This is a genomic window from Chthoniobacter flavus Ellin428 (genome assembly GCF_000173075.1).
Taxonomy (GTDB): domain Bacteria; phylum Verrucomicrobiota; class Verrucomicrobiia; order Chthoniobacterales; family Chthoniobacteraceae; genus Chthoniobacter; species Chthoniobacter flavus.
Map to the genome: position 1 here is coordinate 141,482 of NZ_ABVL01000004.1, position 15,517 is coordinate 156,998.

The following is a 15,517-nucleotide window of genomic DNA, read 5'->3' on the forward strand; positions in this document are numbered from 1 at the left end:
TGGCGTCGGACAATTTGGACACAAAATTTTAAAGAATCGACACCGCGCCGAGGAAATTGCATTAAACCGCCCTGTGTTGAAGGCCGCTGCTGCTTTGGTGTTGTCGGTGAGCAAAAACCGCCTCGGTTTTCCAATCATTCCCAGCCTCGGCATCGCATTTGGGTTTGCGCCGGTCGTGGCCGCTGTCGCCCAGGATACGATCTTGCACCGTTTTTCTGGTTTGTGGCCGATTTAACACTCCGTTCTTGAATCCGGCGGACTCCCTCTCGAAGCTGTCGCCGGATGAATTCTTCGGAATACCCCACGCCTTGGCAGAAAAAATCGATTTGGGCCGCCTTGACGACTCTGTCGGTCGTGGCCATTGGGGCCGTGGCTATCGGGCTCATCTGGGTGTTTTCCACTGTCATGGGTTTTCTGCAACCAATCCTGGTGCCCTTCGCCGTCGCCGCGGTGCTGGCTTATTTGCTCGAGCCGGTCGTGGCGAAGATCGTCTCCTGGGGCACCTCGCGGAAACGCGCCGTGCTTGCCGTGTTCGCCATCGCCATCATTGCGCTCACCGGCACTCTCATCTGGCTCATCCCGGCGGTGTGGTCGCAAACCGCCGCCCTCGTCGAGCGGGCGCCTGCCTCCCGTGAGCGCCTCAGCCACATCATCGAGGATTACAACGACTGGGCGCACTCCCTCGAGGTGAAGTGGAACATTCATATTCCGCAGATCCCGAAGAAGATCGATAATCCCCTCGGCGCAGTCGCCACGCCGCCGGCCCCCGCCGAGACGCCCGAAAAGGCGGAGAAACCCGATAAGACCGAGAAAACGGGGAAATCCGAGAAGACGGAGAAGACCGCGCCTCCTGGCGAGAAAGCCACCGAGCCCGCCCCGCCGGCAGCGCCATCGGACAATCCGTCCGCGACGACGCCCGCGACTCCTTTCAGTTCCACTATCGATGTGCAGAGCTTTCTCCAAGGCGATTGGGGCCGGTCCCTGCTGCCCAGTCTCTTCCAGAATTCCTGGAAGTTCTTTACCAAGAGCCTCGGTGGCTTCCTCGGCGTGCTCAGCGTCCTGCTCTGGATCGTGATCGTGCCGATCTACCTCTACTATTTCCTCATCGAATCGAACAACATCGCCGAGTCGTGGGGCGATTACCTGCCGCTGCGCGCCTCAGTCTTCAAGGACGAGGTCGTGTCCACACTGGAGGAGATCAACGGCTATCTCATCGCCTTCTTCCGCGGGCAACTGCTCGTGAGCATGATCAACGGCACCGTTACCGGCATCCTGCTCGTCATCTTCGGCCATTCCTTCGGCATCTTGATCGGCCTGATGCTCTGCTTCCTGGGTATCATCCCGTACATCGGCATCTCGCTCTGCTGGGTGCTGGCCGTCTTGCTCGCCCTGGCCCAGGGCGGCACCGGCACATGGATCCCGGGTGAACCGTGGTGGCTCTTCCCGCTCGTGATCAGCGCCATCTTTCTTCCTCGTGCAACAGGTCGACGGTCTCTTCGTGACCCCGCGGATCGTCGGCGAAAGCGTCGGTCTGCATCCCATGACGGTCATCGTCTCCGTCTTCGTCTGGGGCCTGCTCCTCGGCGGTTTGCTCGGTGCCATTCTCGCCGTGCCGCTGACCGCGACGGTCAAGGTGGTCCTGCGCCGCTATGTGTGGGAACGCCGCATGCGCGTCGAGGAAAACATCCCGATGACCGAGGAGACTTTCGAGGTGCAAAGAGCCCAGGGCGCGATGAAGCTGGAAGCTCCCGCGGTGAAGTGAACTGATTCTTTACGCATGCCGTCGAAACCTGACCCATTCGTCGTTCCCAGCACCGGCCGTCGCGATGCGTTGATCGCGATCGTCGTGGGGTTGGTCGTGCTGGCGTTTATCATTTACGGCGTCAGGGACATGGCGAAACCGGTCACGGGCAACAAGCTCACCGGGACGGTGCTCGAGAAACATTTCACGCCGCAGAAAGAGCGGCAGATCAGTTTCAACGGCGGCCATATCGAAGGGACGAAGGAGACGGATGGAGAGTATCTCCTCAAGGTGCGTGTGGAGTCGCAGAACCGCACCTACGAGGTGCCGGTCGAGAAGCCGCTCTACGAGTCGAAGCAAGTGGGAGATTCGTTGACCTTCCTACGGCCGCCGAGCGAGCAAAAATAGAATGTCGAATGAGCTCAGCTACTTTCCACTTCAACGCATGAAAACGTTCTCCCTTCTTGCCGTGCTTCTTGGAATGCTCACCGCCGGTGCGCTGGCGGCGGCGCCGGTGCCGATGACCGATTTCAACAAGACCCTGGTGGCGGCATCGAACCAGCAGAAGCTCGCCTTCATCCTGCTCGGACGCTCGACGTGTGGCATCTGCAATGCCACTCGCGCGATGATCAAGGAAGGCAGGATCAACGTCACGGCGGCGGATTATGTGATGGCCGATTTGAACATCGATAATCCGCGTACCGAGGCCGTGTTCATGCAGCGCTATGGTAAGCAGAAATTCGGAGACACGCTGCCCTTCGTGGTGGTCACGGATTCGCACGGCAAGCTGCTGGCCAGCAGCGGCGGTCCGAAGAGCGCCGCGCAGTGGAACGCCTTGCTTGCCTCCGCGAAGCGGAAGACCGGGGCGAAGGGGTAGTTGGGAGCGGTTGTCTCAAATTCCACCCACTCGGCGGCCAGCGTCGGATCGAATCCGACTAAGTACAGACATGCTGCCTTCTGCGATCATCGATCACTTGAGCCACCGGCGTCAGGCAATTACCAAGACCTGGCTGCGTGAGTTGTGGAGTTCACCCGAACAAGCGACAGCCGAGAATACTCCTGCGTCCGAGCTCCTGGATCATCTGCCCGATATGTTCGAGGACCTCCTCGACTACTTGCGTCATGAGGAAACGCCGCAAGCCGAAGTGCATGCTCGCATTCATGGGCGGAGCCGATGGGAGCAACGCTTTCGCCTGCAAGAAGTCCTCCGCGAACTCCTTCTCATTCGCAGCATTCTCATCAACGAAACCGATCATTTTGTCGGGGAGAATTTTCCGCAGGGAGCGGATCACATCGCGCGCGAAGCCCGTCGGAAGATCGCGCGGTTCTTCGATGACGCTCTGCTCTTTTCCGCCAGTCAATTTTCCGAGCAGCAACAGGCGCAGATTGAAGAAGACAAAAAGATCCTCGCGTCCCAGAACCAAACGGTCCGGGCCGAGCTCGAAGCGGTCGACGCGGCACGTCTGCGCATGCTCCGGGTCATCTCGCACGAAATGCGAAATCTTCTGAACGCTGCGAATCTCCACTGCGATTGCCTGGTCGGGGAGGAAGATCCCGCGTGGCAGGCGACTCTGCATGACCGGCTCAAGCGCAGTCTGACGCAAATGACTGGACTGGTGAATCAACTCCTGGATGTCGCTCCGTTCCTTTCGGGCCGTGATCCGCTCGCGCCTTCCCAGGTGGATCTCGGCACGTTTGCGGAAGAACAGAAACAACTGTTTTCCAAGCTGGCCGAAGCCAAACGCATCTCGTTCCACTGTCCGGCTCCGCAGGGAATCGAATCGATCTTTACCGACGAGACGAAACTCCAGCGCATCATCACGAACCTCGTCCAGAACGCCATCAAATACACGCCTCCGGGAGGCGTCGTCACACTGCGCTTTTTGCCGGGAGAGGCCGACCGTTGGCTGCTCCGCGTGTCGGATACCGGGGTGGGAATTCCGGCGGAACATCGCTCGAAAATATTTGAAGAGTTCCATCGCGTCCCGGGCAGCGAACAGCAGGAAGGCACCGGATTGGGACTCTCGATCGTCCGCCAGTTGGTCACCATTTTGGGCGGCACGATCAAAGTGGAGAGCGAGGTGGGTCGTGGTTCGACGTTCGAAGCGACGCTCTTGCGCACGCTCAACCCCTCGGAAGCAAAAGGGGCATCTCTTTAGAGCCTGTTAGCGAGCGGATTCCAACTCCTGCCTCGTGGCGATGGGAACATAACCCACCTCCATGCCTTGGGGCGGGGTCAGGATGAGCGCGGGATCAATCTCTGCGAGCTTGCCGATGGTGGGCAGCGCGAAATAGGTGCGATCCCTGGTCCACGCGCGATGCAATTTTTCCACACGCTGCTGGACGATTTCGCGCTCCTCCTTCGTGAGGTCCGCCTCGAGCATCGCGGGTTGGTCGGCGAAGCGATACCAGTAATACGTCACCACCGTGCCATCGCCGAGGTGAGCTTGGAACGGACCTGCGGCCGGCCCCGGCTTCTTCCAGACACTTCCGGCTTCATCGGGCGTGACCCGCGGCTCTCGTGGCTTTTCCGCCGGCGTTTCAAACCGGTGCTGCGTCAGGCCGAGATTGGCCGGCACCTCCTCCGCTGAAATCACTTTCCACTGCGGCTTCTTACCTTCGCTGTCGAGTTGGTAGTATTCTGGCAGCGTGACGAGCGATCCCTGGATGTGGGTAAGTGGACCATTCCACCGGTAGGCAAAGGTGGTCGGATCCGGAGTGAACGAGGTGGCGAAGCTGCCCCACGCCAGCGCCACTTTCTGTTCCCGCTTGGTCCCGGGAAGAGCGATGCTCCAATTTGAGCCACCGCCCGGTTTGAACGTCTGCACGACCGAGGCCTCGTCCTTGATGCGCCCATCGGCGGGGGCGCCGCCATCGAACCAGCGCTGGACATCATCCCACAGCGCCGCCTTTTTGTAGGCCGTAATGCGATGCAGCACCATCGAGTGACCCTCGGCGTCGACGGGAAAGGACGTTGGCGCAATGCGCGCATACGATTTGCCGTCTGCGGTCGTGCTCAGAATGGCGGGCACATACTGCGTTTCCATCTGAATGGCCTTGTTTGGTCCAGCAGGACGGGAGTCCAGCATCAGGCCGGCCCACTCCGGATGCTCGACCGTAGCGTGCGACCAAAAGTGCGGCGTGAAGAACGCGACGGGACCTTTGAATTTCGCGGTACTCAAAAACAAGGTCCAGCACTGGTTGCCCGTGGGCACGTTGTGGCCTTCGGTGGTCGGTTTGGGATTCGTCAGCGGCAGCGGGAGGTAGCCGTAGCCAAAAAGTTCGCCGCTTACGCCCTGTCTCAAATTCAGACCGTCGAGGGGAAAAAGCAGCCACGGGCTGAGCTGCGCGATGCCGTATTGCCCGCGCGGTTTGTCCCAGGTGCCCGCACCGTAGCCAGGGCCGTTCGCGATCCACGAGAAGTTCGGCGCGACCCCGCCCATGATGAACTTGGGCGTGGTGGTGGGAAAATGCGTCTCACGCCACCAGCCGAGGCCACCCTCGATGTCCGTGTAGCATTGCTCCTTTGGCTTCTGTCCCGATTCCCACTGAGGGTGCATCCATGTGCCGCACAGACCGGTTTGGAATTTGTGTCCCGGATACACGCCCACCAAGGGCCATGCGGCGGCGTAGAGAGAAAAACCACCATTGAACTCCTCTGGCACCTTCTCTGCCGGCCCAAAAAGGTAACCGGCCAGCTCGGCTTCCTTGATTTCCGCAGCGTAAAGAAGCACCGGCGACGCCAGCAACGCCAAGGTGAGAAATGGGAAATGAATTTTCATGGAAAGGGGGAGACTCCTCGCGGGTCGGGTTTTCAACGTGCGCTGGTGGGCTGCATCTGGAGTGTCGCTTCCGCAAATGCCTTCCCCATCCGTGCAAAGGTCTTCGCGCAGCCGAGGTAATGATAGCCCGCATTCGACGCGCCGCGCTTGAGCAGTTCCGCCTCCGCCGGGCTGATGAGGTCCGCCTCGTATTTCACCAGATACTCGCGCTGCTGTGCTTCGCTCATCGCGCCATCCTTGTTCGGCGCGTTCTTGTCCTTCACTCGCAGCAGATACGCCATCTGCCGCACCTTTTCGCGTTTCGCCTGGATGGCGCCGAGTTTTTCGTCCCAGAAATCTGCCGTCCTCACCGCCGCCACATTGCCGGTGAACTCCGGCATCTGCGCCGGGGCCGCCATCGCCTCCCGAAACTGCCGGATGTCCTCCTTTGCCTGGTTGCCGTCCACGCCCATCACCCCGATCACGAAAGGCATACGCGGTGCATTCAAATCCTTGCGCACGTCGCGGATGAAACTCGCCATCAGAGCGCTGTATTTTGCAAAGCGGTTCTCTTTGCTGCCGTTGGGCAGCCCGGGATAGACGTCGCGGTCCACCATGTCGTTCCAGCCTTGCAGCCAGACAAAGCCGGCAATCTCCCATCCTTGTTTGGTATCGTACGCCGGGCACACCTGTTTCGGATCCGCCAGCACCTTCTTCACATGCTCGATCATGGACCGGTAGTAGCGCCCGGAATCCGCCTCGTGATAGCGGTCCTTTTCGATGTCCTTCGGCGTGCGCGGATAAACTCCCGCGCTCGGGGGGCGGAAATCATGGTAAAGTGACTTTCCGCCCCAGGCCGTTTTGATGATCAGCACCGGTTCCGGCAAAGTCTCGTCCATCGTGAGCCCGAAGGTGAATTCCGGTCCGATTTTGCCATCGTCCTTGCTCGCGTTTCCCCTCGCGCCAAAGCCCGCCGTAAGTTTCCCGTCCACTTCTCCGTTCCCGTCGCCCTGTTGCGTGAGATAGCTGATCCACACATGATCGCACACCCTCGGCTGGCCATTCGGGCCGCGCATCCTCTGCAGCAACGGCGCTGTCGCCGGATCATCGCCGATGTAATCGAACGTCTCGATCTTTGCATGGCCCTGCATGTTCGACTGGCCCGCAAGAATGAAAACTTTGAGCGGCTTCGCGTAAAGGGGCACGGCGAGAAAGAGCAACGCAAAAAGCAGGGAGACGGTTTTCATGGGGAGTATCCAGGATGCTCCCCGGACGCGCCGGTGTGAGGCAAATCTTTCCGGAATTGCTCAACGCCCTCTTTCGGGTGACACCGCCCACCGCCCTCATCGTGGACGAGGCACCCTGGTTCATCGCCGTCCTGCAGTTTCTCGCTCATCGCGGCATTCGCGTCCCCGCGGATGTCTCGCTGATCTGCACCGACGACGATCTCGCTTTCTCGCGTTGCGACCCACCCATCACCTGCATCGCCTGGGACAGCCAGCCCGTGGTGCGGCGTGTCGTCAGGTGGGCGGGAAATGTGGCCCGCGGAAAGCCTGACTTTCGTCTCACCAAGACGCCGGCGAAACTCATTCTGGGTGGAACGATCGGGTCCCCGAAGCGAACCTGAGCGAGAACCCTCTCAATCATCCATCACCACCACGTTATCCACCGTGATCGTCCCCGTCCACGGCTCGGCGCGCAGGGCAAAGGTCCCGCTCTGATACGTAAACGCCGTATCGAGATAATTGATGTATTGCGTGCCATCGATGAACCCGAGCACGCGCACCCCGCCCGATTCATTGCGCACACTGATCTGCAACTCGTGCGAGTTCAGGAAATTGTAAGCGCCATTCAGCGTCGCGGTCGCGACCACGTTCGTGCCGATGAGCAGCCGTAGATAACGCGACGCGGTGTTCGCATCCAGATCGATGCGCAGATAGTATCCCGCCGTGCCGTTATAGCGCGCGATCATTCCCGCCGTCTTCCACGGATCGGTGAATTTGAAATCCGCATACGCCGTGTAATCGAGCCACGTCGAACTGCCCGTGTAGCTGATCCCCGTCGCCGCATTGTGCGGGCTCACATAAGCGCCGCCCGAAGGATGCCAGGTATTCGCCGTCGCCGTCCACGCGGTGGCCGTGCCGTCGTCGAAGTTATCGGCAAACGAAATCGCGCCTTTGAACGCGTTGTGATAAGCCGAGTAAGCCAGTTTGGGCGTGAACACCGCGCTGGAGAGCGGAATGAAACCGCTGTAGGTGATCGGGTTGGTCGCATTCAAAGCCGTGATTCCATAGAACTGCTCGCTGCCGCTTTGGCCGCCGTCGTCGAAGTGTTGATACCAATAAAGGCGATGGAGATTGGTCACCAGGCCGGAGGTCAGCACGTTCATGGCATCGGCCATGTGCGTCTGCTGTTCGGCGAAGGAAAGCAGCGCGCTGGAATGGTTGGGCGTGCTCGACGAGCAGGCGCCGCCGATCTCGCTGCACCAGTTCGGTTTCACGCTGTCTCCGTGCGCGACCATCTTCGCCCATAACTCGGTCGACGCGCTATTCAGCAGCTTGCCCAGCACCGCCTGGCGCTGATTCGACGGATACCAGCACGGCGGCAATTCCGGCGGCAGCCAGCCGGTGGTGCCGGCATTCGTCCAGTAGCTGTGCCAGGCGAAGATGTCATAAGCCTTGGTCACGTTCGGCACGGCGTAAAAAGCATCCATCCACGTCGTCGTCCCGGCGGGCGCCCAGCATGGCCCATGCGTGTCGGAAATGACCGGCGCGCCGATCATGACATCCTTGGCGCCGATGGCGGCGCGCACCGTTTGCAACCGCGTCCCGGCGGCGACGACCATATTGCCGTAAGCCGTGGCCCCGGCGGCCGCGTCGCGCGCATAACCTTTGAAAAAGAGATCGCAAAGATCGGGTTCATTCCACAGCTCGATTTCCTCCAGCGTGGGCCGGCCAATGGAATCCAGATAAGGCGCGTAACGGCGCAGGAACCATTCGCAGAAGTCCGCGAAGTCCGTCGGGTTCGTGGGCGGCCGGCCGCCATCGGTGTGGCCGCCGTTCGCCCAACTGGGCGCATAGGCGATGCTGACGATCACACGAATGCCATTAGCCGCGCATTGCTGGAAGAAGTGATCCATCCGCGCGAGGTAGGTGGCGTTGTAGCTTCCCTTCGAGGGCGTCTCGATGACGAACCACGGGATGTCCACGCGCACGAATTTGGTCCCGCTGGCGTTGTATTGCTGGAAGGCCACATCCTGGTCCGTAGTGCCGCGCCAGATGAAGTGATCATTGACGCCGATGGCGTAGCGCTGTGCACGGGCAAACCCGGTGAAGAGCAGCGTGAGGGCGAGGGTGGCCAGGAAGACGCGAAGCGCGGGGGAGGATTTCATAGCGGGATGACGCTACGATCTGCGGTTCGCGGGAGGCCGTCACCGGCGCACTTGTGGGCACGGGAATACCCCCGTTTGGGGGTGTTGACGGAAAGTTGAGAGTTGAGGGTTGAGAGACATCCATGTTGCCGCCTTTTTGTGACGCTCCGCGTCGGGATGAATTTTGACATCCAGCCGCAGAGCGGCCTCTCCTGTGGAAAGATGGCGGACTCTCAACTCTCAACTTTCAACCCTCAACTCAATCGAGATGCACAAATCCGCGCTGCAATCCGCGGATGGCGGCTTGTGTGCGGTCGACGACGCCGAGCTTGGCGAAGAGGCCTTTCATATACGCTTTGATCGTTTCCTCGGCGAGATTCAGGTGGGCGGCGATTTCCTTGTTGCTCCGCCCGTGGACCAATTGCTGGAGCAAATCGGTTTCGCGCGGGGTGAGCTCGCCGCGGGTCATGTGATCGGCCAGACGCACGGCGACGAGCGGGGGAATATGGCGCTGACCCGCGCTGACGGCGCGAATGGCGCCGAGCAATTCCTCGGTGGGCGCATCCTTGAGCAAATAGGCCTGCGCACCGGGCGCGCAGGACGCGCGAGATATCGTGCTCGCCGTCGAAGGTCGTGAGCACCACGACGCGGCAATCGGGCGAGTCCTGCTTCATCGCTTCGAGCACCTCCGCGCCCTCCATGCCGGGCAGACGCAGGTCGAGCAGCACGATGTCGGGATGGTGTTCGCGGAAGAGAGCGAGGGCGTTGAGACCGTCGCCGGCTTCGGCGATCACTTGCATGTCGGGTTGGCGGTTGATGATCGTCACCAGGCCGGCGCGCAGGGCGGGATGATCGTCGACGACGAGCAGGCGCAGTTTGCCTTTCTTTTTCATTGAGGGGGAAGGGGCTCCGGCAATGGTTCGTCCGCGGAAATCTGCGCGGCCCGCTGGGAATCGACCGGCGCAACGACCACGATCTCCGCGCCGCCACCGGGCGTGCTGTCGATGGAGAGTTCGCCGCCGATCTGACGCGCGCGTTCCTGCATGCCGATGAGGCCGAAGCCGCCGCCTTCGACGACGTGCGGAAAACTGCGCAGGATCGAAACCGGCGCCATCGTCCTTCACGCGCAGGAGGACGAAGTGACTGCCATACTTGAGCTCCACGCGCACCAGCCGGGCATTGGCGTGCTTGATCGCGTTGGTAATGGCTTCCTGGCCGATGCGCAGCAATTGCGAACTGACTGTCGCGGGGACGAACGGGGCATCGCCGCTGGCGTCGACTTGCAAGCGCACGGCGCCGCCTTTGGTCAGCTCCTCGCCGATGGCCGCGAGCGCGCGAGCGAGATCCTGATCCAGGAAGGTGCAGTCATTGAGATCGCGGATGGAGCGGCGCGCGTCGCCGAGGCTCTTGCGCACGAGGCGCTGCGCCATTTCGAGATGCGGCAGCGCGTTGCCGGGCGAGTCGAAGAGCTTTTCCTTGATGACGGAAAGCTGGACCCAAATGGCGGTGAAGCCCTGCGCGAGGGTGTCGTGGATTTCCATGGCCACGCGGTGCCGTTCCTCCAGCACGGCTTCGCGCCGCACTTGCCGCGACAGCACCTCGCCCTGCGCGCGCACCCGTCGCTTGAGCTGCCACACCCAGAGCAGGGCGGCAGCCGCGAAGGCGACGAGCAGCGCGACGATGCGCAGCAGGCGCTCGCTGCTCCACCATGGCGGTCCGCGCAGCACGACGATGTCCTCCGGCGATCGGAGACGGAGCGAAAATGTTTCTGGCAGGACCATCGCATTGGTCACGCGATCAAGGCGCTGGCCCTGGAACTGGCAGATGCCGGTGAGGCGGAGCAGGCTGCCGGAGGCGAGCTCGGGAAGCGCGGCGAGCGAACGATCCGTTGGCTGCAGTGCGGCGACGAACGTGGCGTCGCCGGAACGCAGGGTGAGGACGGCTTCCTTTGCCTGGCGCGTGATCCACAGCATCTCGGCATCGAGACGGATGAGGTCGCTGTCCTTCCCGTTTTTCAACAGTTCCGGCACGGAAATGGCGATCGGTGCGAGCGCGGCGGTCCTGCCGGTCGCGCGGATGGTGGCGTCCTCGAGGAAGGGGCCATACTGGCCCATCGCCGGAAAGCCGAGGGCCTCGATCTGATCGCCCGGGACGAGCGCAAGGGAGTCGTGCGTTTCGATGCGAATCGGGCCGGAGAGATCGCGCAGGAAAACAGATTCGCCGGACTCGCTGTGCAGGACGGTGCCGGTGAGTTTCACGCGATGCTGAAAGGTGTGATGCGGATCGAACTGCAGCAGTTGCGAGACGGTGCGCGGACGGACGGCGAAGGGATCGGTGGGCGCTGCCTGCCCGATGGTGATCTGCTTCTCGGTCTGGATCTGCATCTCCGGCGCGACGAGCTGGCGGAACTTGCTAAAACGTCCACCGATCACACCACGGCAACGCACCTCGGCGTCCACGAGGGCGTCGAGATTTCCTTTCACCGGTTTTTCCGCGCGCACTTCCATGCGGCCGCCATCCATCACCAGCAGGAAGCGCGGCTGATGCCATTGGGTGTAGACGACGGTGTGAATGACGCCGCGGACCTCGACCCATTGGGCGTCGTCGTGGCCGGAAGCGATTTCGGCGAAGGTGACAAGCCGCGGCGCTGGCAACTCGCCTTTGCCGAGCAATTGCAGCGTGGCGTTTTCAATGCACGGCGCGTAAAGGCCGGCGGCAGTGGTGCCGACCACTTCCACGCGATCGCCTTGGGTGATCGTGCCGGTGAGTTCGGCGAGGCGGACGTAAATGCCTTCCGAATCGTCGAGGAGAAAGACGCCCGTTTTGTCGTGCACCTCGGCGATGATGCCCTGCAGGCGGACGGGTCTGCCGCGCGCCGCTTCAGCATCGGAAAGCGAGCGGATGGATACAGCGGTGGTGAGTTCTCCGAGGGGCGAGGACTCCGCGGGCAGACACGTGTGCGCAAAAAAGAGCAGCAGGAGTGCAGGCAGGAATCGGGGGGGATTCGCCATGGGGAGAAAATGTTTCTGGGGAGCGCTGCGGGTGAACGCGGCGGGCGCAGTCTGGGCATGGATTCAAAAAATGGCACACGAAAAAAGTCACTCGATCACTTGACGGATGAAGAGGCAGAGTGATTCCTACCGGTGCCGATGCTGTTACCACTGCTGCTTGCCACGGGGATGTTGGTCTTCGGGCTCAATATCCAGGCGCTCATCATGGCGTGGCTGGTGGAGCGGTTGCCGCGGTTGGCAGAGTGGGCCGTGCGAGGAAAGCGCGTTCGGCGCTTCGTCGGCGTGCTGGACTTGGTTTTATTGCACGTGTTGGGGGCGGCGATGGTGCAAATCGCCGCCTGGGCCCTGATCTTCAGGGTGGTCGGGGAATTCCATGATTACCCTGCGGCTTTCTATCACTCAGCGGTCAATTTCACCACGCTGGGGTATGGCGATTTGGTGATGTCGCCTCGTTGGCGCTTGCTGGGGCCACTCGAAGCATTGAATGGCGGGCTGGTGCTCGGTCTATCCAGCGCCATCCTGGTCTCCACCTTCGGCCACTTGCGCGACGCCCGGCATGGCGCGTCCCACGGTTTGCACCGGCAATCGTCTTGACGGCGGTCCCCTCGGTGCTGGAGCGATGCCCTCCAGATCTCAGCCTCCGTCTACGCCGCACGCTGACCCATCGCGGCCGCGAGAAGGCGTTCCTGCGTGGCTTCAGCGCGGGTGAATTCTCCACCGATGCGGCCTTCGTGGAGCATGAGGATGCGGTCGCTGAGGCCGAGCAATTCGGGCAGTTCGCTGGAGACGAGGACGACGGCCTGGCCTGCGGCGGTGAGCTGGCGGATGAGCTCGTAGATCTCGTGCTTGGCGCCGACGTCGATCCCGCGCGTCGGTTCATCGAGGAAGATGACCCTGGGCTCGGTCATGAGCGCTTTGCCGAGGACGACTTTTTGCTGGTTGCCGCCGGAGAGTTTGCCGACGACGGATTCAAGGCCGGGCGCTTTCACGCGCAGCGAACGGAAGGCGTGATCGTTTTTCTGAAATTCGCGACCGGCATTGAGCAGCCCGCCGCTGGAGAGATTGCGGAGCGAGGAGAGCGAGAGGTTGAAGCCGATGGTTTCGGAGAGCACGAGGCCGTAGCGGCGGCGGTCCTCGGAAACGAGGGCCAGGCCGCGGCGCAAGATTGCATGGGGCTTGAGTGGGGGCAGGGGAGCGCCGTTGAGCTCGACTTCACCGTTGCGCCGTTCCCCCCACGCGCCGAAGAGATGCATGAGCAGCTCGGTGCGGCCCGCGCCCATGAGGCCACCGAGGCCGAGGACTTCGCCGGGCGCGACGGCGAGGGAAATGTCGTGGAGGCGGAGCTGGTGCGTGTGCGGATCGGCGACGGAGAGATGGCGAACCCGGAAGATTGCCGATTGGCAATCGAGGAACGACGGGTTTTTTTGTGGGAAGAGGTCGGTGATTTCTCGCCCGACCATGTGGCGAATTATTTCGGCTTTGTGGCTGTGCGCAGTATCGAGGGTGGCGATTGTCGCGCCATCGCGTAGAACCGTAATCCGGTCGGCGAGCGCGAATACTTCGTCAAGCCGGTGCGAGATGTAAATACAACTCAGGCCGCGCGTGCGGAGGTCGCGCAGGATGGTGAGAAGCGTTTGCACCTCGTGCTCGGCGAGGGCGGCGGTCGGCTCATCGAGGATGAGGATGCGCGAGTTCTTGGCGAGAGCCTTGACGATTTCGACGAGCTGCTTTTCGCCGACGCCGAGGCGGCCCAGAGGCGAGGCGGGATCGATGGCCACGCCGAACCGCTGGAGCAGCGTGCGGGCGTCGTGATGCAGCTTCGACCAATCGATGAACGGCCCGCGGCACGGGGCGGCGCCGAGAAAGATGTTTTCCGCGACGGTCATTTCGTCGATGAGCGCGAGCTCCTGGTAGATGACGGCGAGGCCGGCGCGCTCGGCATCGGCGATGCCGTGGAAGCGGGCGGGCTGGCCGTCGACGGTGAGCTCGCCTTCGTACGAGCCGTACGGGTGCAGGCCGCTGAGGAGTTTGATCAGCGTCGACTTGCCGGCGCCGTTCTCGCCGCACAGCGCATGGATCTCGCCGGGGCGGAGATCGAAGGAGACGTCCTTGAGCGCGGTGACGCCGGGAAATTTTTTTGTAATGCCGTGGGCGGCCAGGATGGGGGCGGACATGGGCGAACTCCTTTACTATCGTGCGCGGTCGGGTGGAAGAGCGAGCACGCAAAAGGCGCCGACAGCCTATGCTATGCGCGTGACTATTGTCCCTTCGCGTTCCCAAAAACCTCCTCCGCAGTGTGGAAGCCGTCCTTGATTACGGTCTCGCGGAGATTGTCCTTGGTCACGGGAATGACATCGAGCAGTACCGTCGGCACCTCGATCTGGCCGTTGTCGTAGCTCCCTTTGGCAATGACCGGGCGGTGTTTGGCGAGCTTCACCGCATACTCGGCGGCCTGGTCGGCGAGATTTTTCAGCGGCTTGTAAATGGTCATGCTTTGGGTGCCGGCCACGATCCGCTGGCAGGCCGCCAGGTCGGCATCCTGTCCGGTCACGAGCACCTTGCCGGCCAGACCTTCCTCGATCAGCGCCTGAATCGCTCCGCCGGCCGTGCCATCGTTGGAGGCCAGGATGGCGTCGAAATTGTGCCCCGCCTTGTTGATGCCGGCGTTGGCCACTTTCTTCGCATTCTCCGGTTTCCAGTCATCGACCCAGTCCTCATGGACGACTTCGATCGCCCCGCTTTCGATGAGCGGTTGGAGGACTTTGTCCTGCCCGGCTTTGAAGACCACGGCATTATTGTCGGTCTTGGCACCGTAAAGACGAATGATCCGCTTTTTACCGGGGCCCGCCTTGGTCAATGCATTTACCAAGTATTGCGCTTGGAGTTCGCCCACGCGGAAGTTATCGAAGGTCATGTACAGGTCGAGATCGCAGTTCCGGATGAGCCGGTCGTACGACAAAACCGGGATGCCGGCGTCGTGCGCGAGGTTCACGGCCTTGGCCATGGCGTCGCCGTTGTGCGGGGCGATCACGATCACGTCCACACCTTCGGTGATGAGCGACTGCACATCGTTGACCTGCCGGACGTCGTCGCCATTGGCGCTTTGGACTTTGACATCCGCGCCAAGTTCCCCGGTCTTTTTAACGAAATTGTCACGGTCCCGCTGCCAGCGTTCTTCCTTCAGAGTATCCAGAGAAAGACCGACCAGTGGGCGGGCGCGTTTTTTGCTCGAAACGGGGGTTGCACCGGAACGAGTCAACACCAAACCAGTGACGACGCTGATAAGACACGAAAGGACAACGAGGGCGAGACGTAATTTCATCCAAAAAAGGGGGGGGGAATACGCGATGATAAAGACTGCGGGTCAGAAAAGCCAAGTCGAGAGCCATCGTGTCGTGAAAAACATGACAAATGAAGTTGTTTGGTTATGACCGAAAATTCCAGAGTAATTGGCCTTCTGTGGAACCTCCCAGAACCCTTAGGATGTTTTTCCGTCAAAACCCGGTAAAATTATTTTGACCAGAGCCTCCGATAGGCTGAATCTGTCCAACTGAAACCGTACTAATTTCCCCCAGTCCGCATCCCGTTTTCCCCCCGTTTCCCCGCCCCAACTGTCCCCAAACGTATCCCCATC

Annotated in this window: 13 protein-coding genes; 7 read left to right on the top strand and 6 right to left on the bottom strand. The window is 61.4% G+C overall.

The annotated features are described in order from the left end of the window. The first annotated feature begins 73 nt into the window (after nt 1-73). From CFE428DRAFT_RS37135 to CFE428DRAFT_RS08460, 5 genes are all read left to right on the top strand, one after another. Nucleotides 74-235, top strand: coding sequence for a hypothetical protein (locus CFE428DRAFT_RS37135; RefSeq protein WP_157447457.1), 162 nt, complete (start codon nt 74-76; stop codon nt 233-235). 101 nt (nt 236-336) lie between these two features. Continuing rightward, nucleotides 337-1,767, top strand: a complete 1,431-nt coding sequence (locus CFE428DRAFT_RS08445) for an AI-2E family transporter (protein ID WP_162145250.1) — start codon at nt 337-339, stop codon at nt 1,765-1,767. 10 nt (nt 1,768-1,777) lie between these two features. After that, the gene (locus CFE428DRAFT_RS08450) at nt 1,778-2,149 is read left to right on the top strand and encodes a hypothetical protein (RefSeq protein ID WP_006979092.1); all 372 of its coding nucleotides are present in this window, start codon (nt 1,778-1,780) and stop codon (nt 2,147-2,149) included. Nucleotides 2,150-2,186: 37 nt separating this feature from the next. After that, nucleotides 2,187-2,618 (top strand): polysaccharide deacetylase family protein, encoded by a 432-nt coding sequence (locus CFE428DRAFT_RS38235; RefSeq protein WP_162145251.1) that lies wholly within the window; start codon nt 2,187-2,189, stop codon nt 2,616-2,618. Between the two features lie 70 nt (nt 2,619-2,688). Next, entirely contained in the window at nt 2,689-3,900 is a 1,212-nt protein-coding gene (locus tag CFE428DRAFT_RS08460) for a sensor histidine kinase (protein ID WP_006979094.1), read from the top strand. A gap of 6 nt (nt 3,901-3,906) precedes the next feature. Here CFE428DRAFT_RS08460 and CFE428DRAFT_RS08465 read toward each other — a convergent pair whose 3' ends face one another. Together CFE428DRAFT_RS08465 and CFE428DRAFT_RS08470 are read right to left on the bottom strand one after the other, a co-directional pair. Next, nucleotides 3,907-5,523, bottom strand: a complete 1,617-nt coding sequence (locus CFE428DRAFT_RS08465) for a hypothetical protein (protein ID WP_006979095.1) — start codon at nt 5,521-5,523, stop codon at nt 3,907-3,909. A gap of 32 nt (nt 5,524-5,555) precedes the next feature. Beyond that, on the bottom strand, nt 5,556-6,749 hold the full coding sequence (locus tag CFE428DRAFT_RS08470) for a sialate O-acetylesterase (protein WP_006979096.1): 1,194 nt from the start codon (nt 6,747-6,749) through the stop codon (nt 5,556-5,558). A gap of 14 nt (nt 6,750-6,763) precedes the next feature. Between CFE428DRAFT_RS08470 and CFE428DRAFT_RS08475 the strand changes: the two genes are divergently transcribed. Further along, complete coding sequence (locus CFE428DRAFT_RS08475; protein WP_006979097.1) at nt 6,764-7,129, top strand: substrate-binding domain-containing protein; 366 nt, start codon at nt 6,764-6,766, stop codon at nt 7,127-7,129. Between the two features lie 12 nt (nt 7,130-7,141). On the opposite strand, the gene CFE428DRAFT_RS08480 is transcribed toward CFE428DRAFT_RS08475, so the two are convergent. Together CFE428DRAFT_RS08480 and CFE428DRAFT_RS38845 are read right to left on the bottom strand one after the other, a co-directional pair. Continuing rightward, nucleotides 7,142-8,893: a cellulase family glycosylhydrolase gene (locus CFE428DRAFT_RS08480; protein ID WP_006979098.1), complete on the bottom strand. Its 1,752-nt coding sequence runs from the start codon at nt 8,891-8,893 to the stop codon at nt 7,142-7,144. 233 nt (nt 8,894-9,126) lie between these two features. After that, nucleotides 9,127-11,883, bottom strand: a complete 2,757-nt coding sequence (locus CFE428DRAFT_RS38845; RefSeq protein WP_006979099.1) for a response regulator — start codon at nt 11,881-11,883, stop codon at nt 9,127-9,129. A gap of 138 nt (nt 11,884-12,021) precedes the next feature. Between CFE428DRAFT_RS38845 and CFE428DRAFT_RS08490 the strand changes: the two genes are divergently transcribed. Next, nucleotides 12,022-12,477 (top strand): ion channel, encoded by a 456-nt coding sequence (locus tag CFE428DRAFT_RS08490; protein ID WP_006979100.1) that lies wholly within the window; start codon nt 12,022-12,024, stop codon nt 12,475-12,477. Between the two features lie 50 nt (nt 12,478-12,527). Here the strand turns inward: CFE428DRAFT_RS08490 and CFE428DRAFT_RS08495 are convergent, their stop codons facing one another. After that, nucleotides 12,528-14,057, bottom strand: a complete 1,530-nt coding sequence (locus CFE428DRAFT_RS08495) for a sugar ABC transporter ATP-binding protein (RefSeq protein ID WP_006979101.1) — start codon at nt 14,055-14,057, stop codon at nt 12,528-12,530. An 83-nt stretch (nt 14,058-14,140) separates the two neighbouring features. Further along, nucleotides 14,141-15,205 carry a sugar ABC transporter substrate-binding protein gene (locus CFE428DRAFT_RS08500; RefSeq protein ID WP_006979102.1) on the bottom strand — a complete coding sequence of 355 codons (1,065 nt, stop codon included), beginning with the start codon at nt 15,203-15,205 and terminating at the stop codon, nt 14,141-14,143. Nucleotides 15,206-15,517 lie beyond the last annotated feature (312 nt).

Coding starts and splice junctions, on each gene's coding strand:
- CFE428DRAFT_RS38845 (WP_006979099.1), bottom strand. CDS start 11,883: ATGGCGAATCCCCCCCGATTCCTGCCTGCACTCCTGCTGCTCTTTTTT.
- CFE428DRAFT_RS08480 (WP_006979098.1), bottom strand. CDS start 8,893: ATGAAATCCTCCCCCGCGCTTCGCGTCTTCCTGGCCACCCTCGCCCTC.
- CFE428DRAFT_RS38235 (WP_162145251.1), top strand. CDS start 2,187: ATGAAAACGTTCTCCCTTCTTGCCGTGCTTCTTGGAATGCTCACCGCC.
- CFE428DRAFT_RS08460 (WP_006979094.1), top strand. CDS start 2,689: ATGCTGCCTTCTGCGATCATCGATCACTTGAGCCACCGGCGTCAGGCA.
- CFE428DRAFT_RS08500 (WP_006979102.1), bottom strand. CDS start 15,205: ATGAAATTACGTCTCGCCCTCGTTGTCCTTTCGTGTCTTATCAGCGTC.
- CFE428DRAFT_RS08495 (WP_006979101.1), bottom strand. CDS start 14,057: ATGTCCGCCCCCATCCTGGCCGCCCACGGCATTACAAAAAAATTTCCC.
- CFE428DRAFT_RS08475 (WP_006979097.1), top strand. CDS start 6,764: ATGCTCCCCGGACGCGCCGGTGTGAGGCAAATCTTTCCGGAATTGCTC.
- CFE428DRAFT_RS08470 (WP_006979096.1), bottom strand. CDS start 6,749: ATGAAAACCGTCTCCCTGCTTTTTGCGTTGCTCTTTCTCGCCGTGCCC.
- CFE428DRAFT_RS08465 (WP_006979095.1), bottom strand. CDS start 5,523: ATGAAAATTCATTTCCCATTTCTCACCTTGGCGTTGCTGGCGTCGCCG.
- CFE428DRAFT_RS08490 (WP_006979100.1), top strand. CDS start 12,022: ATGCTGTTACCACTGCTGCTTGCCACGGGGATGTTGGTCTTCGGGCTC.
- CFE428DRAFT_RS08450 (WP_006979092.1), top strand. CDS start 1,778: ATGCCGTCGAAACCTGACCCATTCGTCGTTCCCAGCACCGGCCGTCGC.